The organism is Paenibacillus dakarensis, assembly GCF_001373415.1.
GTDB classification, from domain to species: domain Bacteria; phylum Bacillota; class Bacilli; order Paenibacillales; family Paenibacillaceae; genus Paenibacillus_AQ; species Paenibacillus_AQ dakarensis.
Genome location: NZ_CDSE01000032.1, coordinates 52,095 through 76,042, shown reverse-complemented (window position 1 = coordinate 76,042; position 23,948 = coordinate 52,095). Strand labels below are relative to the sequence as shown.

Annotated in this window: 16 protein-coding genes and 1 riboswitch; of the genes, 5 read left to right on the top strand and 11 right to left on the bottom strand. The window is 46.0% G+C overall.

Going from position 1 to position 23,948, the window contains the following annotated elements:
- A partial coding sequence (locus BN1234_RS09160; protein ID WP_156337184.1) for an FAD-dependent oxidoreductase occupies positions 1-349 on the bottom strand: 349 nt, incomplete at its 3' end.
- 517 nt (positions 350-866) lie between these two features.
- Between BN1234_RS09160 and BN1234_RS09150 the strand changes: the two genes are divergently transcribed.
- A complete protein-coding gene (locus BN1234_RS09150; protein ID WP_054956356.1) occupies positions 867-1,166 on the top strand; it encodes a hypothetical protein in 300 nt (99 codons plus the stop codon).
- A gap of 53 nt (positions 1,167-1,219) precedes the next feature.
- Here the strand turns inward: BN1234_RS09150 and BN1234_RS09145 are convergent, their stop codons facing one another.
- The 4 genes from BN1234_RS09145 to BN1234_RS09130 all read right to left on the bottom strand — a co-directional run bounded on the left by BN1234_RS09145 (position 1,220) and on the right by BN1234_RS09130 (position 5,183).
- On the bottom strand, positions 1,220-2,410 hold the full coding sequence (locus BN1234_RS09145; RefSeq protein ID WP_054956355.1) for a GGDEF domain-containing protein: 1,191 nt from the start codon (positions 2,408-2,410) through the stop codon (positions 1,220-1,222).
- Between the two features lie 195 nt (positions 2,411-2,605).
- Positions 2,606-3,589, bottom strand: a complete 984-nt coding sequence (locus BN1234_RS09140; RefSeq protein ID WP_054956354.1) for a DMT family transporter — start codon at positions 3,587-3,589, stop codon at positions 2,606-2,608.
- 130 nt (positions 3,590-3,719) lie between these two features.
- A riboswitch (FMN riboswitch) is annotated at positions 3,720-3,878 on the bottom strand.
- Between the two features lie 143 nt (positions 3,879-4,021).
- Positions 4,022-4,699: a CPBP family intramembrane glutamic endopeptidase gene (locus BN1234_RS09135; protein ID WP_054956353.1), complete on the bottom strand. Its 678-nt coding sequence runs from the start codon at positions 4,697-4,699 to the stop codon at positions 4,022-4,024.
- Between the two features lie 157 nt (positions 4,700-4,856).
- Positions 4,857-5,183 carry a thioredoxin family protein gene (locus BN1234_RS09130; RefSeq protein WP_054956352.1) on the bottom strand — a complete coding sequence of 109 codons (327 nt, stop codon included), beginning with the start codon at positions 5,181-5,183 and terminating at the stop codon, positions 4,857-4,859.
- Between the two features lie 191 nt (positions 5,184-5,374).
- Here BN1234_RS09130 and BN1234_RS09125 point away from each other — a divergent pair, with 191 nt between their 5' ends.
- On the top strand, positions 5,375-5,866 hold the full coding sequence (locus BN1234_RS09125; protein ID WP_054956351.1) for a pyridoxamine 5'-phosphate oxidase family protein: 492 nt from the start codon (positions 5,375-5,377) through the stop codon (positions 5,864-5,866).
- Between the two features lie 151 nt (positions 5,867-6,017).
- Here BN1234_RS09125 and BN1234_RS09120 read toward each other — a convergent pair whose 3' ends face one another.
- Positions 6,018-6,614, bottom strand: coding sequence for a YdeI/OmpD-associated family protein (locus tag BN1234_RS09120; protein WP_054956350.1), 597 nt, complete (start codon positions 6,612-6,614; stop codon positions 6,018-6,020).
- A gap of 146 nt (positions 6,615-6,760) precedes the next feature.
- Here BN1234_RS09120 and BN1234_RS09115 point away from each other — a divergent pair, with 146 nt between their 5' ends.
- Positions 6,761-10,732: a copper amine oxidase N-terminal domain-containing protein gene (locus BN1234_RS09115; protein ID WP_082423146.1), complete on the top strand. Its 3,972-nt coding sequence runs from the start codon at positions 6,761-6,763 to the stop codon at positions 10,730-10,732.
- Between the two features lie 80 nt (positions 10,733-10,812).
- Here the strand turns inward: BN1234_RS09115 and BN1234_RS09110 are convergent, their stop codons facing one another.
- The 4 genes from BN1234_RS09110 to BN1234_RS09095 form a co-directional block, all read right to left on the bottom strand.
- A complete protein-coding gene (locus tag BN1234_RS09110) occupies positions 10,813-16,413 on the bottom strand; it encodes a phosphodiester glycosidase family protein (RefSeq protein ID WP_054956349.1) in 5,601 nt (1,866 codons plus the stop codon).
- 355 nt (positions 16,414-16,768) lie between these two features.
- A complete protein-coding gene (locus BN1234_RS09105) occupies positions 16,769-17,257 on the bottom strand; it encodes a GyrI-like domain-containing protein (protein WP_054956348.1) in 489 nt (162 codons plus the stop codon).
- A 65-nt stretch (positions 17,258-17,322) separates the two neighbouring features.
- Positions 17,323-18,264 carry a helix-turn-helix transcriptional regulator gene (locus tag BN1234_RS09100; protein WP_054956362.1) on the bottom strand — a complete coding sequence of 314 codons (942 nt, stop codon included), beginning with the start codon at positions 18,262-18,264 and terminating at the stop codon, positions 17,323-17,325.
- Positions 18,265-18,445: 181 nt separating this feature from the next.
- On the bottom strand, positions 18,446-21,481 hold the full coding sequence (locus BN1234_RS09095; RefSeq protein ID WP_054956347.1) for a family 10 glycosylhydrolase: 3,036 nt from the start codon (positions 21,479-21,481) through the stop codon (positions 18,446-18,448).
- Between the two features lie 392 nt (positions 21,482-21,873).
- Between BN1234_RS09095 and chrB the strand changes: the two genes are divergently transcribed.
- Together chrB and chrA are read left to right on the top strand one after the other, a co-directional pair.
- Positions 21,874-22,443, top strand: coding sequence for a chromate efflux transporter ChrB (gene chrB, locus BN1234_RS09090; protein ID WP_054956346.1), 570 nt, complete (start codon positions 21,874-21,876; stop codon positions 22,441-22,443).
- Positions 22,440-22,982 (top strand): chromate efflux transporter ChrA, encoded by a 543-nt coding sequence (chrA, locus tag BN1234_RS09085; protein ID WP_054956345.1) that lies wholly within the window; start codon positions 22,440-22,442, stop codon positions 22,980-22,982. The genes chrB and chrA overlap by 4 nt, the downstream gene beginning before the upstream one ends.
- Before the next feature lie 117 nt (positions 22,983-23,099).
- Here chrA and BN1234_RS09080 read toward each other — a convergent pair whose 3' ends face one another.
- Positions 23,100-23,933, bottom strand: coding sequence for an MBL fold metallo-hydrolase (locus tag BN1234_RS09080; RefSeq protein ID WP_054956344.1), 834 nt, complete (start codon positions 23,931-23,933; stop codon positions 23,100-23,102).
- Between the last annotated feature and the right edge of the window lie 15 nt (positions 23,934-23,948).

The window sequence follows — 23,948 nt, the reverse complement described above, 5'->3', positions numbered from 1 at the left end:
CCCCGCCGCTCTCCGTCACCATAAGCTCAAGCTCATGCTTCATCGCTTCGGCATCAAACGGGGTGACCGAATATGTAAAACCGACGGTGTCAAAAATATGCCCCGGTGATTTCCCCAATTTCTGCAAGCGCTCAATGAGTTGATTCGTTGGTCCCTGGATTGCCAGCTTATCACCAGCGTGAAACGTCATCATCGGACCCACACCGTTTGCGGTCAGCGTCCCTCCTAGAAATCCGTGAGATTCCACGATCAGTGTCCTCGCTCCTGAATTAGCTGCCGCTACAGCGGCCATGGCCCCGGAAATGCCACCACCCATTACTACAACATCGTACTTTGGTATGCTCTCCATCTGTATCACTCCTCTGGATAATCGTACTTTAGGAAATTATCGCCTTTAGATTACCAGAGCAATTCTTTAATGTAAATGCTTTCAGGAAAATTTTTTTCTAAAAATACGGAAATTGTGAAAGTTTTTTACCAATTTGTGATTTTCGCCCCTTCTGTATGGATGGCAACCTTTTGGAGGAAGATAACGTCAAAAAGAATAATTCAGTTTTTTGGTAAACGTATAAAGGAGGGGATACCCTGCGAAGTGTATTACTCGTGACGCTTCAGGAATTGAAGGGTATGTCGTGGCTCAAGGAGATGGGAGAATACTCGTTGTTGACAATGTGCCGAAAAATTATAGCAGTACAGGCGGGATTTCCGAATTTAATAATGCAATTTGGTTTATTTAAAGAAAAGGAGATGTTGAAATCGGTCAAGTGCTGGATACATGGAGCGTCTCTCCATTAATCCTTATGAATCAAAAATAAAATTAGGCCAGTAGTCCAAAATTAATCCGTTCATTAAAGGGGGAACGACCCATGAAGCGAATAATAGGCTGTGTTTTTGTTTTACTTGTTTCCTTCATCACAGCTGGCAGTACCTCAGATCAAGAGTTCACCCAAGATACCGCGCAAGCCAGAATATTGAATGTTATACCGTCATGCGGTGACGGCCTGCAGTCCTTCAATGCAATTACATCGATTGAGCAGAATGGAACAGGGTATACGATCACAGTAAAACAAAGCTGTGAACCGTTAAGCGGAGAAGGGCCGCAGATGGAAACGATCTTTCGATACTCCGTCTCACCTAATGAGATCATCAGACTTGATGAAGAGTGAACTAAAACGATGCCACCCACAAAGTCAATTGACCTTTCGACTTCCCCCGCCCATTACACCACTTTCGTGCTGCCCGAAGAGGGCTCTGCTGGATCCTCAAGATAGCGGGCTGCACGGTTCCGGCCTTCCTGCTTCGCTTTATATAGAGCCTTGTCACTAAGCTTATAGATTTTATCCAGTGGAATCATAAAATCGGCTGCTACGGTCACCATACCAATGCTAAGCGTATATGAAATGGGCAGCTTGCCATAAGCTTGCTCGACAGAACGCCGAATGTTCTCAGCAATCTCATCCGACCTCTTCTCATCAGCACACGGAAGCATTACAGCAAATTCATCTCCGCCATACCTGCCTAGTAAATCTTGATCCCGGAGTGCGCCTTTCAATTTGGAGGCATACTCCTGTAACACCATGTCTCCGGTGTCATGGCCATAGTTATCGTTAATCAGCTTGAAATGGTCAATATCCATCAGCAGAAATGAAAAAGCCTCCCCTTTTCCCTGACAGTCCTTTATCGCTTTTTTAGCCTCCAGTATAAAGGTCCTGCGATTCCAGATCCCCGTCAGATCATCGAAGCTGGCGAGCTTATGGAGTTCCCGGTCACTCTTTTCTTTGGAGAGCAGCACAAAGCCGGTATTCCCTACGAACATTAGTAAGAATATCGATAAAAATGACAATGCCTGATAAAGGTTAGGTTCAAAAAACGTTACGGTTACATACGGAGAGATCATCGCACGGATCATCGCTCCAACTGCTATCAGGCAATATATCCCCCCGGTCACTTTCATCAGAACGGAGCCGTTCTTCTTGGTCAGCATGCGGACAGCCGGCAATATGAGCAGCAGCGACATCCCGAAAGAACCCATAGCAATCCGGTGTTTCTCCGTGTTCGCCACAACCAGAATGATATGAAATGCTAAAATGCAAAAGGTTGTCAATCCGATATAAAAACGAAGCGTTTTTCTATGAAAAGCATCTATCGCCCGTAATAGAGCAATGGCCTCAAGCGCAGCTCCAAGAAATAGTGCCGTGTTAGCCACAGAAACGGTAAATATATCGGAGATACCACCCCTGAACATGGCCAATCCCCATCCGGCTGCTTGCATCCATTTGGCCCCATAAAAAGCATTGACTGCTTGATCCTTATTTTGTCCAAAGCGGTAGGTCGTAATCAATATAATCGTGAACAGATGTCCTGCAACAAGAAACACAAAGGCTGTTCTCATATCCAGATCAAAATTCATTGTTTATTTTTTCACCATCTCAAGTTCTCATTCTTTATTTCGACTTGTTTCGACCCCGAAAGGCAAAATCCCTCTTTTTCACAAAAAAAACCTTAAATATCTTAATATTGAGAAAAGAAGGCTGAAAAAAGCCCGCCAAATTCATGGCAGGCCTCCAAATATACATTCTATGAATGAAGCATTATTCCGATAAGCTTATTGCGACTCGCTTGCCTTCGCAGCGGAATCCGATTGACGGGATATAATAAACAATACAATCCAGATCATCATAAATCCGAGAAGCTGTGCTGCCGTTACGATTTCATGGAACACAACCCAGTTGATCAGTACTCCAGCCATCGGGAAGCTAAGTTCTGCGAGTGTAGCCACAGATGCCTTCGTTGTTGTTAAGCCTTTATAATAAACCAGCATGCTGAGCAGTCCCGGAAGCAGCGCCTGACCGATCAGATTTAATGAAACCCCTGCGAACGCGGCTGTTCCAAACTCAGGCAAATTCCACGCCGCACCTTCACCCAATGTTATCAAGCTCAGCAGCGGAAGGGCTATGACAAAGCGCAGTGAAGTAACCGTCTCTACCTTCATCTGACCAACCATCAGTCGGCCCATAACCGTAGATCCTCCCCAAAGCGCAGCAGCTCCGAGTGACAATAAACTTCCAATCTGAACAAAGTCACCCCAGTGACCAATTGGAATAGTCATTCCGAATGTGAGCAGGTAGGTTCCTGCGAGTGCAATAACCATCAGATAGCCAAAGTGACGAGGCAGTTTTTCCTTGAGAATCAAGCTCGCCAGAATAATCGCGAACAGCGGCTGCAGCTTTTGGAGAAGAAGAACGGCGTTCAGATTCCCGCTTGAAAGTCCCATTGTAAACAAAATCGTTGCTATACCGGATCCGCCCCAGGATATAAAGAGCAGTGCTCCGACTTGTCGCCAACCGATTTTTTTTAATTCCTGCCTGTTTCTCCAGATGACCGGAACGGCGACTAATGAAATAATGATATGCTCCAGGAGTACAATTTGAGAGGAGGTCATGTTCTCCAGCAGTATCACCCGGAAGAGCGGATCCACCCCCCAGAGCGCCGCACCGAGTACGACTAGCCAAAAACCATATCTAGGAGTGCCGCTTGCCTTTGACGACTCTTTAGATTGTACTTTAATACTTGTATTGATGTTTTCCATGATGCTGTCTCCTATCCTTGAATACGGAGTCTTACCAACAGAAAGCCCCCGTTATCGACAATGTCGAACAAAACGGGGGCTGACCAAATAAGCCTACTGCAGACGTGAAAAATTCCGCAGCAAACCTATGTTTGATCTTCTCCCATCCGGACTTTACCGTCGGCCTTGGAATTGCACCAAGTCAGTCGCAGCTTTAGTTTCTAAAGAGCGAGTCGCGGGCTGAGATCCATTCACAATGGAATGAACCATCACCGCCGGTCAGGAATTTCACCTTACCCCGAAGATCCATATTCATTTATTTAGATTTTTATTTGATAACCATATTACTGAATAACCTGAATTCATGATACTAAAAATAATTGCATTATGCTGATAAAAAAATCACAATTAAATTATAACATGAATAGTCGAATAGTTCGAGGGTAGCTTTATTCATACCAATCCAAAAAGCATGAATCCGATTGTATTAATTGCCAGATTGGCGCACATATGTACCATCCATGATGCATAAATATTGCCGTTTCGTTCATTTAACCAATTGAACAATAAGCCTGCTACAAACAAACCTGTAATTAGCAGAAGAAATAGCGGAACTGTAAACCAGCTTGTCATCATGGCAATATGATACACCGCAAAAGCACCGGCACTGAATAAGTAAGCAAACCTTCTTCCAGTCAATTTCTTCAGCACGAGGAAGGCAAAGCCGCGAAAGAAGAATTCCTCAAGTAACGAGTTAACGATGGAAATATAAACAGCAACGAATATGAAGTTACCCGCGTTTACACCAATGTTGTTCTGTAGTGATTCCGTCACCCGGGATAAATCAAGAAATGGTCCGATCAGGAAGTAACTGCCTAGAATAAATACAAATACGCCGACACCTAGCAGGACGGAGAATGTCATTTCCTTTTTTTCAAATTTGAATAATGACCGGAATGATAAATCTCTATGGATCAAGCAATACCCGAATGGCAGGGTTAGAAAAATAACGAGTTTGATCATGGATTTCACTGCATAATCAGGCATGATTACTGAGTCCACATAAGCCATCACTATACACCCGAATACAATCATCGCAACCATAGAGATTACATTTTTTCTTGCTGCCATATGCTCCCCCTAACCTAAATCTTGAACAGGTTATCTGTTTAGCTTTGGATTATATCATACACTCCATAATACAGAATATAAAAAAAGCACCGAGTCCTCAGCTTACAGCCTGAGTAATTCGGTGCTCAATGCAGCTAAACAGGAATTTGCCCGCTACCTAGTTTTTGGATTCCAGCGTTTCCAAATACTCTGAAATCTGACTTGGCGTCTTCGCAAACTTACTGTGAAGATGTGCAAGCTTCTCCCCATTCTTATAAACCAGCAGGCTTGGAATACCCCTTACTTCATTTCTGCTTGCGATCTCTTCCAGCTGTTCCACATCCAGAGCATAAAATTCCTTATCCGGGTGCTTCGCCATAATATCCGGCAGGAATTTATCCAACGTTCTGCAATCTGGGCACCATGTAGCATCATATTTAATGACGGTCAGTCCGTCCCGGTTGATCAAATCCTGGTATTGTTTCTCCGTTTGAATACGTTCCATTTATTCCATCCCCTTTTTCTTCGAAAATAAAGATATGACCTAAGTCACAGTTTAAGCCATATTATTGTTATTCTAGCTGTTTACGACCTGGTTTGCAAAAGGGGATTGATCGCGAATATCGATCCCTTCGTTTGGCAGATTATAAATGAGTGTAATACTAATCTAAATACAAATTGGAAAAGGTGAATAAAATGACAAATCCTGCTTCCGACAACCAAGAAGCGATCGAGAAAGTACGCGAAATGATTAAAGGCATCGAAACGGCGATGCTGACGACCGTCTCGGATGAAGGCCTGGTTTCACGTCCCATGAAGACTCAGGACATTGAGTTCGACGGCGACCTGTGGTTTCTGACCAAGAAAGATACCGAAAAATTCCACGAGCTGCTGCAAAACCGACAGGTCAACGTGGCCTATGCCGGCAAGTCCTTCGTCTCCATCCGTGGGGAAGCCGAGCTGGTCCAAAGCCCCGAGAAAATGAAAGAATTATGGAGCCCCGTTTATGAGAAACTGCTGGAAACGACCTACGATGATCCAAACCTCGTTCTCATTAAGGTCCATGCCGAAACCGCCGAGTACTGGGATGCCGGCAACAAGTTCAAAATGGCCAAGTTCCTATTCCGCAGGCTATTGGGCAAAAACAGCGAAGGCACGAATATGAACCGGATCGTGGATCTGGAATAGACCATATCAGGAACCTCCACAGGATGATTTTAAGCACAGCTTCCAAAGCTAAAATACGGACGCCGGTTGAAAACCGGCGTCCGTTTTATTTGATATGATCCATGCTTAAGGTTCGCGAGCGCAGCGATCTTCATTAGGAGGCCAATTCGCTTTACATTAAAGGATGGATCTGCTTGCCGCTTTCCAGCATCTGTATAAATTCTTTCGCTTTTCTCTCGCGAGTCTCTGCCTTTTTGGCATTCTGAATGCGAAAATGAATCGCATATTGGTTTTGTTTGCTTAAAGATTCATATACTTCTCTTGCACACGGATGATCGGCAAAAGTAGCTTCTAATTCCTCCGGTATTACAGCACGGCTTGGCGGTGCGTAAGCAGTTTCCCAGCGTCCGTTAATCTTAGCCGTCTCAACTGCCTGAAGGCCCGGCGGCTTCATTCGCCCCTCTTCTATTAAGCGCTGGACTTTCTCCTTATTTACCTGGGACCAAATGCTGTTCTTTCCTCGCGGTCCGAATCGCTGAATCCAGCTGTTCTCGTCCAATGATTCCTTACGGCTATCGATCCATCCATAACAAAGAGCGATATCCAGCGCTTCGGCATAACTTACAGACGATAGAGCAGAGTTCTTTTTAGCTATTTGGAGCTTGACCCCTTGGGATTGATCGTAGTTTTGCGAAAGCCAAGCCTCCCATTTTTTCTGATTCTCACATAACAGAAGCGGCCACTTTGCCTTCCCTTCTTCAGATTTCATGGTCCTTTGCCCCTTTCTAATCATCAACGCTGATAAGGCCAAACAAAATTTTCGTAAACCGGAAGTAGGATTGAAACTTTCACCTTGCTTACAGCGTCTTATAAGCGAGGAAAAATATAACAATCATTTCAAAGGAGGTCTATGACGTGAGGAAGTTTTGGACTGCTCTGCTAGCAGTGATGCTCATTCTACCCATGCTATTCCAATCACAGGCACAGGCAGCAATTAATTTCACCATTCTGATCGATGGAGTGAAATTAACAACAAGTCAGGCACCCGTAATGATTCAGGGCCGTGTTATGCTGCCTATGAGAGCAATCTTCGAGGCACTTGATGCCAAGGTAACATGGAACCAGAAAGCACAAACCGTCACCGCAGTGAAAGACAGAACAACAATCGTATTAAAGATCAACGCCAAGACAGCTACGATCAACAAGCAGACTGTATATCTTGATGTACCAGCCAAAGTAATAAAAAATACGACGATGGTACCCGTGCGATTCGTCAGTGAGTCGTTAGGAGAAAAGGTCGGCTGGAATTCCAAGACCAAGACGGTAACGATCAAAACTTCAGATCACAGCGTTCCGGCACCTGACAACAGCCTGTATCCTGTATCTTATGTAACCTTAAGAGATATCGGAAATAACGGCGATGGACGGGATCTTCAAGTCAGCTTCTCCAAGTCCGCTACAGAATCCCGCGCGGCTCAGTATCGGGTAATGGTTGTGAAATCTTCGAAGACATCCAGCTTTAATCTATCAACCGCACAGCTGGTTCCATCATCTAACTTCACTGTAGTGTATCCATCTGGATCTGATCCATCTGTTACACTAACTTCCAATTCACGTGATGTAGACGGGGAGTATATCCGTCAGGGTCAGGCATATACCTCTTACGTATTAGCCGTTGGAAAAATTGCCGGTGAAGTGGTGTTATCATCACCTTCCCCTTCACTCACCCTTGTAAATACGAACGCTGTTGAATCAGCGACTAACGTAAAAGGAAATGATGTTAGCGACTATAATGATGGACGCGATCTTTCTGTAAGCTTTACCCGCGCTAAAAACGAGTCCAATATTTCGAGCTATCGGGTCATTGCCGTTAAAACCAAGGATATTGGCTGGTTTGATCTGGCAGCAGCTAAATCTGTAGCAAGCCAAAACTACACAACGGTAAATAAAACGAGCAGCAGCAGTACGACTCTGTCAACTGTACTCAGCTCCTCTTCACGCGACTCTTCCGGAGAATATATCAGGAACGGAATACCTTACACATTATATGTTCTGTCCGTAAGCAGCAATGAAAATACGGCAGCGAGCAGACTCTCCTCCGGGTCTTCATCCATTACGCTGGCAACAGGCTCCACCGCCGCGCCAGTCATCACACAAATAACCGACATCAGTGATTATGGCGACGGCCGGGATCTTCGTGTAAGCTTCACCAAGCTGTCTGACGAATCGGGCATCGGGGCTTACCGCATTTTTGTTGTAAAATCGAGTGACTACAAGAATTTCAGTTTAAGCAAAGCGAACAATGTATCCAGCTACAATTACACACAAGTGAACAAGACTGGCAATAACATTACGCAGGCTCTATCTTCTGGAGCAAGAGATGTGGATGGCGCGACCATTAGAAATGGCGTTTACTACCGCGTGTTCGTCATGTCTGTTGCCACAGGCAATAATTCAGGAAACAACAAGTTGTCGAACCCGTCGAACGATATTATTTTGTACAATAATACCGCTAGTGTAGGGTCGGTTTCTAATCTTTATATCACGGATGTGAGCGATTATAACGATGGCCGGGATCTGCAAGTTTCATTTACTCGTGCCTCGGATGAGAGCAACATTAACCACTATCGCGCATTCGTGGTCAAGACAAGTAAAGCGAATAATTTTGATCTGAATGACGCTAACTCGTTATCCAGCTCTAGATATACCCAAATTAGCAAAACAGGGTACAACATCAGCAAGGTCCTGAACTCAAGCAGCCGGGATACAGACGGAGACTATATCCGTAACGGTGTCAGCTACCGCGTGTTCATTATGTCAGCAGCCAACAGCAATTATTCCGGCAACAACGCGCTATCGTCCTACTCATCAACCATTACGCTTGGTAACAACCGTTATGTAACGCCTGTAACCAGTGTAGGGGCAAGTGATGTAAGTGACTATGGCGATGGCCGTGACCTCAAAGTGTCCTTCACGAAGGCATCCGATGAATCTAATATTGGCAGCTACCGGGCGTTCGTGGTTAAGGCGAAAAATGCGAGTAATTTTGATCTGGATAAAGCTAATAATTTATCCAGCTATTACTACACGCAGATCAGCAAGACAGGAAGCAACATTAGCCAGATCTTAAAATCCAGCAGCGTTGATACCGACGGAGATCTTATTGAAAACAATATGGAATACCGTGTGTTCATCATGTCAGTAGGCAGTGGTAATTACAGTGGCAGCAATGCGTTGTCATCTTATTCGCCAGTCATTAAGCTGGGCACCAACCTTACACTGAGAGCCGCTACGATCACAGAGGTTAAGGACATTAGCGATAATGGTAACGGCAGTGATTTGCAGGTGAAGTTCAATAGTTCACCGGATTACAGCAATATTAGTGAGTATCGCATCCTTGTTGTTAAAGCAGATCGTGTAGCTAACTTCGACCCTACAAAAGCCAGCAATTATACTGTGGTAAGAGACTCAAGCAGTGCAATTACGAAGATACTTGAATCAGATGCTAAAGATGTGGACGGTAACAAAATAATTGAGGGGACCGCCTATTATGTATTCGTATCAGCCATTGGTAAGGGTGATTATGCCGGAAAAACTGCACTTTCCAATCGATCAGATAAGATCACGCTAACTAATACTAAGGTGGATCCGGTTACGAATGTAACGGTAACTGATTTGGGACCTAAAAATGACAACCGTTTGCGCGTTTCTTTCGATAAAGCGAGCAATGATTCAAAAATCGATCTTTACAGAATAATCTTTGTTAAACAATCCGACAAAGATGATTTCACTCTTGCCAGTGCTAATGGAGTTAAGGAAGGTAATTATATAACAGTAGACAAAGACAAAACCAAAGATAAAATCATACCTGCAGATGCAAGAGACTTTAAAGGAAATCCTATCGCCGTTAAAAGTTCTTATGTGGTATATGTTCTCTCGGTGAGCAAAGATGGTAAAGAGAGTAACGCTTTGTCTGCCCCTTCCTCACCAATCACACTAAAAGGGGCCTCGGTAACTCCTCCATTGAATGTAACTGCAAAAGTGGATGATGAAGCAAAGGGTTTTGAAGTCACATTCCAGTCATCTAATAACACAGAAAATCTGAAGGAATATCGTGTTATGGCTGTACCTGTACCTTCAACTGGTATGCAGCCGTTCGGCTTGGAGGAAGCGAATAAAGTAGCTTCCAACTCATACAAAGAAATTGATCCAAAGGAAAATGATTTGAAAGCAAACTTCGCATTAGGAACTAATGATGTAAATAAAACTCCTTTAACTAAGAACACCCAGTACATTTTTTACGTCTTAGCTGTTAACAATGGCGACGGTTATGGTGGTAATGAATTATCGAGTGCTTCATCCGTTATTGTAATCAAAGGCCCAGAAACTGAAACGAACCCTGAATCTCCATCAGCAGCAAGTAATATAGAAGTAAAGCCAGCGACGGACGGCAAAAATCTAGAGATAAGTTTTAAACCAGCAGCCGATGCTTCCAAAATCAGTTCTTACCAACTCTTAGTTCTTCCGTCAGACAAAGCAGATAGCTTTAATCTAAAAAAAGCTTTCCCTTCGAAATCAACACTATTTAAACGGAATACAGTAACCCCTCTACTCCTTAGTGACTTAACGAAACATAAGCCAGCTGAAGGAAAGAGAGAAACGAGGGATAACAAGGAAGCAGACGTCAATATCAAACACGTAATAGAAATACCAGCTAAAGATGGAAATGGGGAAACTATTCTTGCCGGCAAAGAATATAAGTTTATTATTTTGAGTGTGGTAAAAAAATCTGAGTTTTTCTCTGAGGTCGTTGCTATGTCCAAACCATCTAAACCTATCACTCTGGTTGCAGAAGTGAAAGATACAGAAACGACAAACTCTAAGTAAATCCCCTAAGAAACATTAATCAATATTTAAACACCAAACAGCCTCCACCCCGTACATTACCGGATGGAGGCTGTTTTTAATTACATCGCATAACCTGGCAGTTTCTTTAGCAGGTTATAGATCACCTGGGCACTTTCCGCCCGTGTGGTTACATCTTGCGGCTTGAATATATTATCCGAATTCCCCTTCACCAGACCAAGATCGTATGCCGATTGGACAGATTCCTGAACCCAGAGCGGTGAATTCTTCACATCCTTGAATTGAATCTCATTACTCTGCAAGCCTTGCTGTGCAGCCACTGATTGATACGTTCTTACCACCATAGCCGCCATTTCCTGACGTTTGATCACAGCATCCGGGGCAAACTCCTTGGAATTCATACCACTCACGATTCCTGCTTTAGCAGCTGCAGCAACGGCTCCTGCGTACCATGCTTTAGAATCAACATCACTAAATTGTATGCTTCCTTCTTCCTTAAGACCCAGCACACGAACGAGCATAGCTGCGAACTCCGCCCTTGTTACCTGCTTGGCTGGCGCAAATTGATGATCGTTGATTCCTTTAATAAATTGCTTGGCCGACAGCTCCTGAATAACCTGAGAAGCCCAGTGTTCTGCTGGAACATCTGTAAATTTCTTATTGAAATGAAGTGCAGCATAAGTGCTGAAATGATGGATCTCTGTCAGCAGCTTATCCCCATTCCATGTACCACCGACGTATTCGAGGTCTCCATTTGCTGCAATGTAATAGATTCCGGTCAGTTTTCGATCCACACCGCCCTTTACAGGGAATTGAAGCGTAATTGGTTTAGTGAACGTCGAAAGCTCAGTTGTCTTACCGTCCTTCGTTGTGATATTTAAGCTAAAAGATAGCAAATCACTGGCTGCACCAATCACAGCGCCCGATCTACCGGCTGCTTCTGCCATCAAGCGAAGTGCGTCTTCACTGGCTACTCTCTTGGCATTAAGTCTAATCGTGCTTCCATCACGCTGATCAGCCGGGATCAACTCACTCAGCGAACGGATCACATCTGACGGGATCGTAAGTGATACATTTCCTGCATTCACCGATACAGGTGTATTCTTCAACAACGCAGCTGTATTGCCTGGAAGCTGTAACTCCTCCAAAGGAGCTTTCGTATTAAACACCACTGCACCTTTTGCCGTCATGGCCGCTAATTCAGAAGAGCTTATCGAGAGCTTACCTGTAACATCAGGGCTCGGAACAGGTTGGACAGGTACGGTTGGCGGCTGGACTGGGGTTGTTGAACCACCACCACTGCCGTTACCAGGAGTCCCTCCTCCTGTATCTCCCCCACCGTCACCATTACCCGGGCCTGGTGTTTCAGTGGTATTTTTAGATAACGTAAATTCATCTACCACCCGACCGCTTACCGTCTTCGTTACCATTCTCAGTTCATCACCCGTTATCTCAACGGAAGCATACATCTGGGTTTGTTCTTCATCCGTCACCTTCTGCCAATCTCTTGAAGTGCGCGAATAGAACTTGGAGCCTGACGAGCCTGCAATGACATAAGTTGTTCCTTGACCATCTGTTGAAACCTGCTTGTTTTTCATAAGATGAGTCCGTAAGTACATATGATCATGTCCATTCAGAACGAGATCGACGTTATATTTCTCTAACACAGGTGCCCATAAATCCCTGACCTCCACGGTATCGTAGATGCTTCCGTAAGGTCCGCGGTGGAACATCGCAATCTTCCATTTTTTCTTGTTTTTAGCGAGATCCTGCTCAAGCCACTCTTTCTGCTCCTCGTACTGGTATTCACTGTTTAGCACAATAAAATGAGCATTCTTGTAGTCGAAGGAGAAGTTCGTTCCTTTCAGACTCGGCACACCATTCCCAGGCTGATTAAAGTGTGCGAGGAAATCACCGTTCCCTTTGTTTCCCATGACTTCATGATTACCGATAGCTCCAATCAGTGTCGTATTCAGGAATGCATCCTGCGCTTCCCTAAACCATAAATTCCACTGGTTCTCATTAAAGCCCTTATCCACCATATCTCCTGCCTGATAGATAAACTCAGAATCCGGGTGCTCTCCGACCGCTTTTCGGACCGTATTACCCCAGAGCTTGAAGTCAGCCTCACTACTCCCTTGGGAATCTGCAAAATACAAAAACTTCGTATGATCTCCTTTCGTCTCTGCGGTCTTGAATGTCCCTTGAGCGCTGTAATACTCTTTTCCGTCGCCTACACGGTAAACATAACGGGTTCCAGGCTTCAGGTCATCTGCATTCGCTTTATGCACCCGAATCGTGCCGATATCCAGCGTATGATACAGACTACTCTCACCGTGGATCACCTTCACATTCTCTCCATTAAAATCGGTAAATTTCGATGCCTCCACCACTTCAACTACCGACTGATCCACACCCGGGTGCGTATGCCACGTAAAACCTCTGGAGTGTTTCGGTTCTTCCCCCATGCTTACATTGATGTTGTAAGGCGTCTGGCTTCCGAACAGCTTCGAAACCTTGAATGGTACAACAGGACTGTAGAAGGTTCCTTTTTCAGCCTGCAATTGATATGTCTTGACTGCCGAAGTCATCGTGCTATCCTTCAGTATTCCATCCGTATCCGTTGTACCAATCTTCTGACCATCTGCCGTTATTTCTGCTCCTTCGACTGGTATGCCGCTCTCATCCTTCACCTGAAAGATCGTTTCATACCCTTCAACCTGGCCCTCTTCGTTCCACTCAAGTGACAAATGCGTTCGGATATCGGAGGACTGAGGAAGTCCGAAGAATGGATAGGAGATATCCCCTGTGCTAACAAAAGAAATCCTTCCGGACATAAATTCGAAGGTATGCGCTCCTGCAGCATCTTTTTTCACACGGTATTGAAGCTGTCCAAGCAAGTCCTGCTCGGTCAAATCAGCCGAATGGATATGATTTAGCTTCAAAATCACGCGTCCTGCTTGACTGTCGATTTCAGCCTGCAGCTGAGATTCATCCAGCTTCTCACCCCGAACAAGCTCCAGGTCCTCCAGCTTTGCCGGGTCATAGGCGAATTCAATTTCCCCGTTTTGGATATCTGATGGCTTTACAGCCGACAGGTCTAATGTGTACGTACCACCCGCATAAATATCCTTGGGTGTGCTGTATACAAGTTTGGAGGCGCCCGTGTCTACGTCAAAGGTCCAGATTTGGATCGTCTGATTGCCGGATAGGTCCTTAACGGAAACCTTCACCTGATGAACCCCATCTGCTAAAGGTGTTGGAGGTGTAAAGTGAATTTCACCTTTAGGCGGATACAGTGTATGCTCCACCAGATTCCCATCCAGATAGAAACGGATCTTGTCCGGATCGATTAATGTCGTCCCTGGGTTCTGAACTGGATCGTAATCAGCATCTTCTGCTATTAGTGATATTTTGGGCTGCTTACTGTTAATGGTCGTTCCATCCGCAGGTGACAGCTCCTTAAGCACCGGTGGATTCATATCGTCCTGATTTGGCCCATAGAGCGCACGTATTTGGTCCACGTAGAGAACACCGGCGTCCTTCTTGGCATTCGAGGTCTCCATGTACCGCACAGGCATATCCATAGTCAATGGCATCGTACGCCCCTTAGGAACGTCTACCTCCAAGTACTTCCATCCTTTAAAATCTACACCAACCCCCTCATCAACAAAATTAAGAGGAATGGTTCCCTTACTATCACGCATTTGAGCGCGAAGCCAGTGCTTCTTCCCATCTCCGTACACCCACATGCTTATTTTTTCCGGATAACCCGGAATGACAATATTATTCTCTGCACTCTTGGTTTGCAGATAAGCGCCTGAAGTTCCCGTAGTTCCGGTAAAGTCATACTCCAGCTTCAGCGAGTTATTGCCGAAACGCACGAAATCTTCATCGTTCTCGATGCTCACCTTAACGGATTTGAATTGTGCACCAGCGCTTTCAAGATAAGCATCCAAGCCATTCTCGAAATCCTCCAGAATGACTGGCGGAAGGCCAATATTCACATCTACAGAAGCTTCAATGCCTTTGTAGCTCACAATAATCCTTCCGGTCCTTTCCGTCTCATCCACTGCTGTGAAGGTACCATTATCGTCAAATGACCCGATATCTCCCTCGGCTCTCCATTCCAGTTGACTGTTGTCAGCTAGGATAATCTGGCCATTACGTAAAGCTGTTACTTTCAGCGTTTCGGACTGTCCCGGGGCAAAGCTCTTGACCGTATCACCAAAACTTAATTCTGTTAGTTCATCTACCACTTCTACAGTCCCCGTCCCGCTCAAGCTACCAGACACGGCCTCTACATCTGCTATCCCTGCAGCGGATCCGGCTGTGAATACACCAGATTCATCGAACGTTCCCAGTTCTGGTGAGACGCTCCACTCCACGGTGTCTTGCAGGCCGGCTGGATGCATGTTACGGTCTACTGCTGCTGCTTTAAACACCGCAGTTGAGCCTGTGAGCACCCGCTCGATCGGTGGCTTCACTACAAGCTTCTCCGCTGTGCCTTCCGGAGCTTTATTGACCAGCAAAATACCATTCGCCGTCTTTCTTTCCCCGCCGTCAGACGGAGAATTCATCACTTTACGAGCTGCCTCCCCCGGCATTCTCGCAACGAAGGTTGTAGAGCCGCCACCATCCAGATTAAGAGCCTCAACAGCTCCCATCTCCTTCATGATCTCACTGAGCTCATTCAAGGTTACACCTTCGCTGAAGCCAGGCTGACGGCCATCGATGACAAGCATAATTATAGTACCATCGGCTTTCGTACCAATCGCTGTACGAGGATGTGCATTCGGATCATTGCTTGGAACAATGTCCCCATTCGCAATTAAACGGGTTTGCCCGCCTATTGCCATCGTAACGTCCTTCCAATCCGCTTCGAGCTCTAAAGACACCTCAATCTCATCACCAACTTTAAGCCCTTCTAAAGCTTCGCGATGCTGGCCAGATGCAGATAAGATAAACTTACCGTCCGTAATTGGAGTATTGCCTTTATCCTTGTGTATTTCGGATACCTTCAATGTCAAGGTTTGCCCGCTCTTCACCTCGCCTGACATTAGCTCAAGCACAGCTTCATCACCCAGGTCATTGGTTGCAGTTGATGTATGAAATGAAGGGGTATAGAGAACCAACGCATCACTGCTGCGAAGGCGGTTGATTGCTGTAAGATTGCTTTCTATTCCCCTAATACTTACGGTTCGGGTTAGCTTGGGACTTGGTCCATAAATCGTCGAGCCATCCTTTTTCATACCAAAGGCAAACCAATTATTCGGAGGGCTGTTCAACAGTTCGCCATCTCCCATAAACAGACCGGTAGGTAACCCGCTCGACATATCATAAAAATCTCCATTGATAGCTGCGATGACCCGATTGCCTTCTTTATCAGCATCCGATGCCATTTGGGTAACTCCCTGCATACCATATATTTTCCCGTCCGTCTTTCCCGGCTGAAGTTCGAGTAATTGATCCTTCGGATTGAACTCCACATAATGAAGCTTTTCTAATCCCCGGTCCAGCTTCATGCTCTTCCATATGTACGTAGCTCCCGGTCCAATCTCCATCTCCCGTTGATCCAGAATCATTCCGGTATTCGAAGTCACGTCCTCTGCCATCACCTGTCTCACCGGCATCAGAAGAGACAACAGCATCACACCGCTAAGCAAAGATGATATCCATGATTTATGCTTGCTTCCTGCCATTCCATAATAACCTCCATTTCTAGTGAAGAAGAATTGTGTTAATAATTTGTTAACCGAAATTCTCGCCCCTCCCTGCCATAGTAAAGCGTTTTCAAATGGTATTATATTGAACCTGCTTCCTTGGTTAAAGCATCGAATTAACCAGATATTCCTTAGAGTTTCCGGGACTATTTCCCTTCCACCAAGACCTTTGGACCTGCTCCCTCAAAAATGTTGTCGAATACCGTTAATTAGGGGATGCACTATTCGAGCTAAAGGTGCATTAATTATGTCGAATAATAAAAAGGAGCTGTCACCCGCAGCCAATCTGCTTGGGACAGCTCTGTTCAACTTTCTTATCGTTACCGCTTTCTCCTCATTTGACAGCTATGTAAATCTGCACAACCGTATTCGATGGATCGAACCCAGCGACTTTATAAAGCTCAAAGTCTCCGGTATATGTTCTGCTTTCCTTACACTCTTGAAAATACGACCAGATCTCTTGCCATATTTCCGGCACGACGGTATCAACTGGTCCTAGATTGCTCGTAAATACGAGGTAGTCTGACGCTGGGACACTAACACTAACAGTCTTGAAGTGATTCAATTGATCTGACGAACCTTCCCCTGTCGTTTCACAACCAAGCAGTACAGTATATTCGCCATTCACATCACTCTCGTATTCCGTATACAAACCATAAATGAATTCCGGGTTTAATCCAGGCTGCTGCAGCAGTCCATGTTGAAAAAATTGCCCCCAGAGTCCGGAAATTTTCCCTTCCGGTCCCGCTTCTACCTGGTTGTTTGTTCTTTCTGCAATACCGCAAACCTGTACGGATGGTCTATTAACCCGTTCTACATTCATATGTCATCCTCTTTCCTTCTGGTAATACATACAGTCTACCTGAGAAAAGTGGACATCTGTCTGTCTCAGTTCATATAACATCCGATAATTTGTTCTGCCCGTCGCACAACTTCCCGGGCTACAAAGTCAGGACTCTCCACTTTTACCTGACTTCCAAAACTCAGAATTATGCCGTAAAGCCACTCATCAGGCTTCATTACTGTCTGAACCTGAATAGAACCATCCGGCATCATCGTGATCTCATCCGGGTGGAATATATCTGCAATTCGCTGTCTTGCCTCAAGCTCGAACTTGAATACAAGCTTCTCTTGGGGGGGATCTGTCCAATTTTCATCCCACTGAAGCTGCTCGATCACTGGCAATTCCCTAGGCTCGAATACCTCCTCCATCAGCTCTGCATGCTGTATGCGCGATAAACGAAAGATTCTGAAATCTCGGCGCATCGTGCAGTATGCCAGCACATACCAGATCGTCCCTTTTAAGATAAGCGAGGCAGGCTCGGTCATTCGCCATTTGCATGTCCCATCTGATGATATATACTCCACAGCTACACGTTTTCGCTCCGAAATAGCCACCCTGAGCAGTTTCATCGTTTCTTTAATTCCGCTCCGCTGGCCCCAGGGATTCATATCCATAATGAATCGCTCTTCACGCTTATTATAGATAGAACCACGCTGTGCTTTCTGCAGCAGGTTATTCACCTTCTGCAGCAGAGCATCCGTCTCCTGATCATCCAGTGCCCGGTTAATCCCTTTTACAGCTGTAACTAAGGCTTCCATCTCCTCAATAGACAGCAGGTATCTGTCGATCATGAATTGCTCCATAATTTCAAATCCGCCGGATATTCCCTGGTGAGAGACGATCGGGATTCCAGCTTGACTGAGTGTATCCATATCGCGGTATATGGTTTTACTGGTAACCTCAAACCGTTCAGATAATTCCTTTGCGCTAACCCGGCCCCGATTCAGCAGAAGCACCGTAATCGCCAGTAAGCGATCAATTTTCATCCCCCATCCATTCCCTTCCATGCTTCACTCTGCCTTGTATTATATCTTATTTTCGTTTGAATACTGGATCAACATCTAACTCGGCATGGCCTTAACTTATACAAAAAAAGAAGGTACCTGCTGTGTGGCAGGACCTTCTTTTCATCGATTATCAGACCAAGATCATATAAGATAGTTCGCTCTATTTCACATGTACCGTTGCAGGTCCGCTCTGTATGCTCTCGTTGTGAAGCCGGTCCACAGCTGTAACAACATATCTATACTTCCCTTTTTCTAATGCTGTAGTGTCGAGGTAAGTCTGGACAACTCCGGCTTGTTTCCGGACTGTTCTAACGATATTGGATGGATCACTAGTATTTAGAGGCTCTTTATCTTCAAAACGATAAATCACATAGTAGGTTTCATCATCCTTGGATCTCCAGTTCAGCTGAATCCCCTCTTTCCCGGATTTCGCTGTTACACCGACCGGAGCTGAAGGCGCGGTGTTATCGAGCCACGGCATTGCAGGAACCAGAGCAGGGTAGCGATATAAATCATCACGAAGGCGGTCCGAGAAATTCAGCAGATTGTCTGCGAACCATTTTGCGCTGAAATACATGCTTCCGGCAACCTCTTCAAAACTCCGATTGTACAATATCTGGTTTGGCATTTCTTCAGGGTCGAGCCAGCTGTCCACCGTGTTAATCCGGTACACTGCCTGGCCGCTGTACAGCTGTACATTCTTGCCTGCCGTTACGCCGCTCCACCATTCGATGAGCTTATCGTAAGCCGCTGGCGCATAACCTCTATACCAGTAGATTTGAGGTGTAATGTAATCAATCCACTCTTCCTCAACCCATTTTTTAGAGTCTGCATAAATTGAATCATAGCTGCTAAGTCCATTCGTCTCCGAACCGTCCGGTGCAGCCGCACTCTTGTTCTTCCAAATACCGAATGGGCTGATGCCAAATTTCACATAGCTTTTCTCTGCTTTAATCGCTTCACTCATATTCTTTACGAATTGATTTACATTATCTCTGCGCCAATCTCCTTTGTTCGTAAAGCCCTGCCCATATTCAGCATAGGTATCATCATCAGGGAAGTCCACTCCGCCCGCCGGATAAGGATAAAAATAATCGTCGAAATGAACCGCATCAATATCGTAGTTCTTTACGACTTCCATCACACTATCCAGAATAAATTGCTGCGCCGCCGGTATTCCCGGATTAAAGAGCAGCTTCCCGCCATAGGATTCAACCCACTCTGGATGCTGTCTTGCCGGGTGATTCTCAACCAGTTTATTGATGTCATCCTTCATACTGATCCGGTAAGGGTTAAACCATGCATGAAACTCCATATTCCGCTTATGTGTTTCCTCAATCAAAAATTCCAGTGGATTATATCCAGGGTCTTTCCCCTGTACACCCGTCAGCCATTCGGACCACGGTCCGTATTCCGATGGATAAAAAGCGTCTGCGGTCGGTTTAATCTGCATAATAACCGCATTCATGCCTACATCCTGCAGCTGATCCAGGAGATCGATATACTGCTGCTTCTGAGCGGCCGGGTCTGCACCCTTAACAGGCCAGTCGATATTCTCCACCGTCGCGATCCACGCTGCTCTCATCTCCGCCTTAGGCATAGCTGCATTTTCGTGAACGGTAATATATAAGGAGGTGGTCTTGCCTTCATATGATGCCGTAATTCGGGATGCACCTACTTTCAACCCAGTCACGACCCCTTTCTCATCCACGGAAGCCACGTCAGGCCTGCTGCTGCTGAATACCACCCCGTCAGTCAGCTCTACGGGTTCTTCCAGCCACGTGTACGTCGCCAAGGTCTTCGTTTCGAAAGAATCTCCTGCACTAATCCCGGTCATTCCCAGCAGCTCAATACCCTGCAGAACAGGAACCGGTGCAGTCACCGTGACCGAATGCTCAGCTTGAACTCCTTTAAAGCTTACGGTAATAACCGCCGAGCCTGAAGAAAGAGCTGTGAGCTGGCCATCATTATTTACACTAACAATATCAGGATGACTGCTTACGAATGTCACGCCATCCGCAAGCTGCAGTGGGTAGTCATAACCGGCGTATACCGCATAAGCCTTAATTTGGCCGGTCATGCTCGTTTCCAGATGTACAGGTCCGGATAATATAACTTGCTGAGGCGATACCTCTTCATCTGTAACCGATACATTAAATACGGCTGGCGCTGAATCGCCATATTGTACCGTAATCAAAGCCTCACCCGGCGCAGCTGCATATAAGGTATCATATGTAGCCCCGGTTACCTTGATAACGCTTTCATTATTACTTTTAAACGTTACCCCTGCAGTTACTAGGGCGGGCTCAGTCATATTCGCAGAAGTCACATAGACATCAGGGCGCTGCGTTTCTCCTGTCTTCATCGGCGTTATTCCGGCGATGTCCAGAGCGTAGATTTTGGAGCTGCTGTACATGGCTGTCAGTCGGTCAAAATAAAGCGAACCGCTATTTTTATTTGTATCCTTTAATTCGGTAACGTAAATCTGAGTGAGCTTCACAGGCGCAGGGATCGAAGCAGGAATTTGAAATGTGATGTACTTCCATCCTGTCCAGCTTAGTCCTGTCGACGATGTGAGATCCAAAGCTGTTTTGGTACCATCTGCTCCCTGGACCTGTGCCCGAAGCCAGTGGTTCGCTCCATCACCATATACCCATAACCCCATGCTCATTGGCTTGCCTGGAATAGTTCTTCCAGCGGAGCCGTTCGGGTCCTTAAAGTTGATGTAAGCTGCCGATGTACCAGTTGTACCTGTAAAATCATATGATAGCTGCACAGCGTGATTACCATCATAAATCGTTTCCGGTCTGCTTACCAGGCCAAGATGGGCAGTCGCTCGAACAGCGGAAGCCTGCAGCAATGATAAATTCTCAAACGGCTCAATGATTCCCGTTGAAGAACTCAGGGCTTGCAGCTCAGCTACTCCCTCCGGCATCTCAGTTATGACATCAGCTGGAGCCTCTGTTAACTCATCTGCCGAATTCTCTGCCTCTCCCGAAGGGTCCAAATGAATGTCTTCTGCTCCATCCGGTGAAGGCTCTGACGAAATATCTGCTTCAGCATCCGTTAATGGCCCTGCTGATACGTTCGGTATCATGTTTACCTGGCCTGACACTATCGTGCTGAACAGCATAAGGAGAGCCATTGCCCAACTTAGAGCCGTTCTGCTTCGCCGAACTTTACGATTACGTTTCATACATGAATTCACTCCTTAAATGTAATAATGCAGATGCTCTTCATCACATTTTTACAACCAGCCTAGCAGTGAACCAGTCCCGCCTCCTTTATTCAGTTATCGCTGAACCGAATCTCCAGATGAATGATCAAGGTGTATCCATATCATATTGAAGAATTATTTCGGATTTCAATAGTATTTTAAAATTTTATTTTAATTTTTTTTGCAGGAATATAAGGTGACATAGCATAGGGGAAGGGATAAAAATCATTCATTAAGGAGATATGAATAGAAGGCAGGAAAGCCAGGTTCATTGAAAATGAAAGGTAACCTCTATATATTTATACATGAACCTATTGCAAGAATTCACCATAGAAAGGGTCCTTACCTTGAATAGAACGGGAAATACATACATGCATCTCATCCTGGCTATGTTCCGGACCGGGATTTTGGGTTATGGTGGAGGACCTTCTGTCATTCCGCTGATCCGCCATGAAGCTGTTATACGCTACAAATGGCTAAACAACGATGAATTCGGAGAGGTTCTCGCTCTTGCCAACGCGCTTCCGGGACCCATTGCAACCAAAATGGCCGCCTATCTCGGCTATCAGCAAAAAAAGACACTTGGCGCCATCATTGCCGTACTTGCTCATATTCTGCCGACCTGTATCGCCATGATTTTACTGCTGTCCGCCGTACAATATCTAAGCAGCTCCAAAATTATAGCAGGCATGATAGCCGGCGTCACTCCTGTGATTGCCGTTATGCTGGGTACCATGGCATATGAATTTGCTGAGAAGGCTGTGAAAGGACTCGGTATATATGCAGGCATCGGGTTCTTCCTGATATCCTTCCTCCTGCTTGAAATCATCGAGGTTCATCCGGCCATCGTGATTATCCTCTTCCTTGCATACGGTGCGGTGCACTTTAAAGTCGTTGCTAAACTGAAGAAGGAAAGACGGGAAAAGGAGGACGCTGAATAGTGGAATGGATTGAACTGTTCATCAGTTTTTTTGTCGCTAATGTCCTTGGATACGGAGGAGGTCCCGCTTCGATTCCTCTGATGTACGATGAAGTCGTCACTCGCCGCGCCTGGCTTAGTGATATGGATTTCTCCAACATGCTTGCCCTGGGAAATGCTCTCCCGGGTCCGATCGCTACGAAAATCGCAGCTTTTGTCGGTTACGGTGTATCCGGATGGGCTGGCTTCACATCAGCGCTTGCTGCTACCGTTATCCCGTCGGCTGCTGCTCTCATTTTGTTGCTCAAGCTGCTTCAGAAATACCGGACATCACCGGTTGTTAAGGGTATGACCCTGCTTGTTCAGCCGGTCATTGCAATCATGATGGTGACACTGACCTGGCAGATGGGCAAGAGCTCTATGGTTTCCATAGGAACCATTCAAACGCTCGGCATCGCCGCCGTAGCCTTTTGGGCGATGAACATCCGAAAAATTCATCCTGCACTGGTCATTGTTGCAGCATTTGCTTATGGTGCGATCGTATTATCGCACATGGTGTGAATTTTACTGTCTGCACGGATAATATAAGAACAGGCTCGGACCGCCAGCCGCAAGGGCTGACGACCGAACCTGCATCCTTCATATGCTCTACCATTAACATGACAGAGCAGTATGCTTTTATTTCTTCACCGGAACGATTTCTACCGTCATCCCGTCATAGGCGCAGCGTGCGCCGTGCCAGGCTACGCTCTTCTCCAAATTCTCATGGGAATCCACCGACTGGTGTGAGAAGTGGGTTGCAATCACCAGCGTTTCATCGGTTATGGCTCCAATGGAGCGAAGCCGATCCTTCATCCTGACAAAATCGCCTTCATTCAGATGCTCCCGGCCCGCCGGCCGGTTCCAGATCGTTCCCTCCAGGATGACTGCGTCAAAATAGTGATTCTGAAGTTCCTTCCACACCGGCTCGTCATAATACCCGCTGTCCGAAGCGTACAGCAGCTTTACAGTGCCGTCATCGATTATATAGTTCATCGCGTCGCCGATCTGCAGATGATGGCAGGCTGCGAGAGATGCAATCGAATATTCCGGCAGCTCCAGTGACTGCCTCGGAAGAATGATTCTCCTCCGGATCCCCGCCCCCTGGTCGCTGCCCCCGAGCTCGCTCCATTTGGACCACACGGAAGGTCCGGCGATCATCGTCATTTCCGGAAGCTCAGTGGACAGGCGGAAAGGTCTGCTTCTCATTTTCAGATGGTCTACATTAAAATGATCCGCATGGCTGTGCGTGACAAGCAGATGCTTCAACCCGCACAGCGACAGGCCGAGCGCCGCGCAGGACGGAAAAATATCCGGCCCGAAATCGATGAGCATATCATCATTGACGAGCACGCTCTGTCTCCGGCGGACATTTCGCCCACCATGAGCTCTGGCATACTCGCAGCCCGGGCAATCACAGAACGGGGAAGGGATTCCCTCCGCCGCTCCGGTTCCCAAAAATGTAAGCTTCATATTTTTCCGGTTCTC

What these genes read in the sequence shown, in the direction of transcription:
- BN1234_RS09150 (WP_054956356.1), top strand. Translation starts at nt 867, where the DNA reads ATGAAGCGAATAATAGGCTGTGTTTTTGTTTTACTTGTTTCCTTCATC.
- BN1234_RS09145 (WP_054956355.1), bottom strand. Translation starts at nt 2,410, where the DNA reads ATGAATTTTGATCTGGATATGAGAACAGCCTTTGTGTTTCTTGTTGCA.
- BN1234_RS09140 (WP_054956354.1), bottom strand. Translation starts at nt 3,589, where the DNA reads ATGGAAAACATCAATACAAGTATTAAAGTACAATCTAAAGAGTCGTCA.
- BN1234_RS09135 (WP_054956353.1), bottom strand. Translation starts at nt 4,699, where the DNA reads ATGGCAGCAAGAAAAAATGTAATCTCTATGGTTGCGATGATTGTATTC.
- BN1234_RS09130 (WP_054956352.1), bottom strand. Translation starts at nt 5,183, where the DNA reads ATGGAACGTATTCAAACGGAGAAACAATACCAGGATTTGATCAACCGG.
- BN1234_RS09125 (WP_054956351.1), top strand. Translation starts at nt 5,375, where the DNA reads ATGACAAATCCTGCTTCCGACAACCAAGAAGCGATCGAGAAAGTACGC.
- BN1234_RS09120 (WP_054956350.1), bottom strand. Translation starts at nt 6,614, where the DNA reads ATGAAATCTGAAGAAGGGAAGGCAAAGTGGCCGCTTCTGTTATGTGAG.
- BN1234_RS09110 (WP_054956349.1), bottom strand. Translation starts at nt 16,413, where the DNA reads ATGGCAGGAAGCAAGCATAAATCATGGATATCATCTTTGCTTAGCGGT.
- BN1234_RS09105 (WP_054956348.1), bottom strand. Translation starts at nt 17,257, where the DNA reads ATGAATGTAGAACGGGTTAATAGACCATCCGTACAGGTTTGCGGTATT.
- BN1234_RS09100 (WP_054956362.1), bottom strand. Translation starts at nt 18,264, where the DNA reads ATGAAAATTGATCGCTTACTGGCGATTACGGTGCTTCTGCTGAATCGG.
- BN1234_RS09095 (WP_054956347.1), bottom strand. Translation starts at nt 21,481, where the DNA reads ATGAAACGTAATCGTAAAGTTCGGCGAAGCAGAACGGCTCTAAGTTGG.
- chrB (WP_054956346.1), top strand. Translation starts at nt 21,874, where the DNA reads ATGCATCTCATCCTGGCTATGTTCCGGACCGGGATTTTGGGTTATGGT.
- BN1234_RS09080 (WP_054956344.1), bottom strand. Translation starts at nt 23,933, where the DNA reads ATGAAGCTTACATTTTTGGGAACCGGAGCGGCGGAGGGAATCCCTTCC.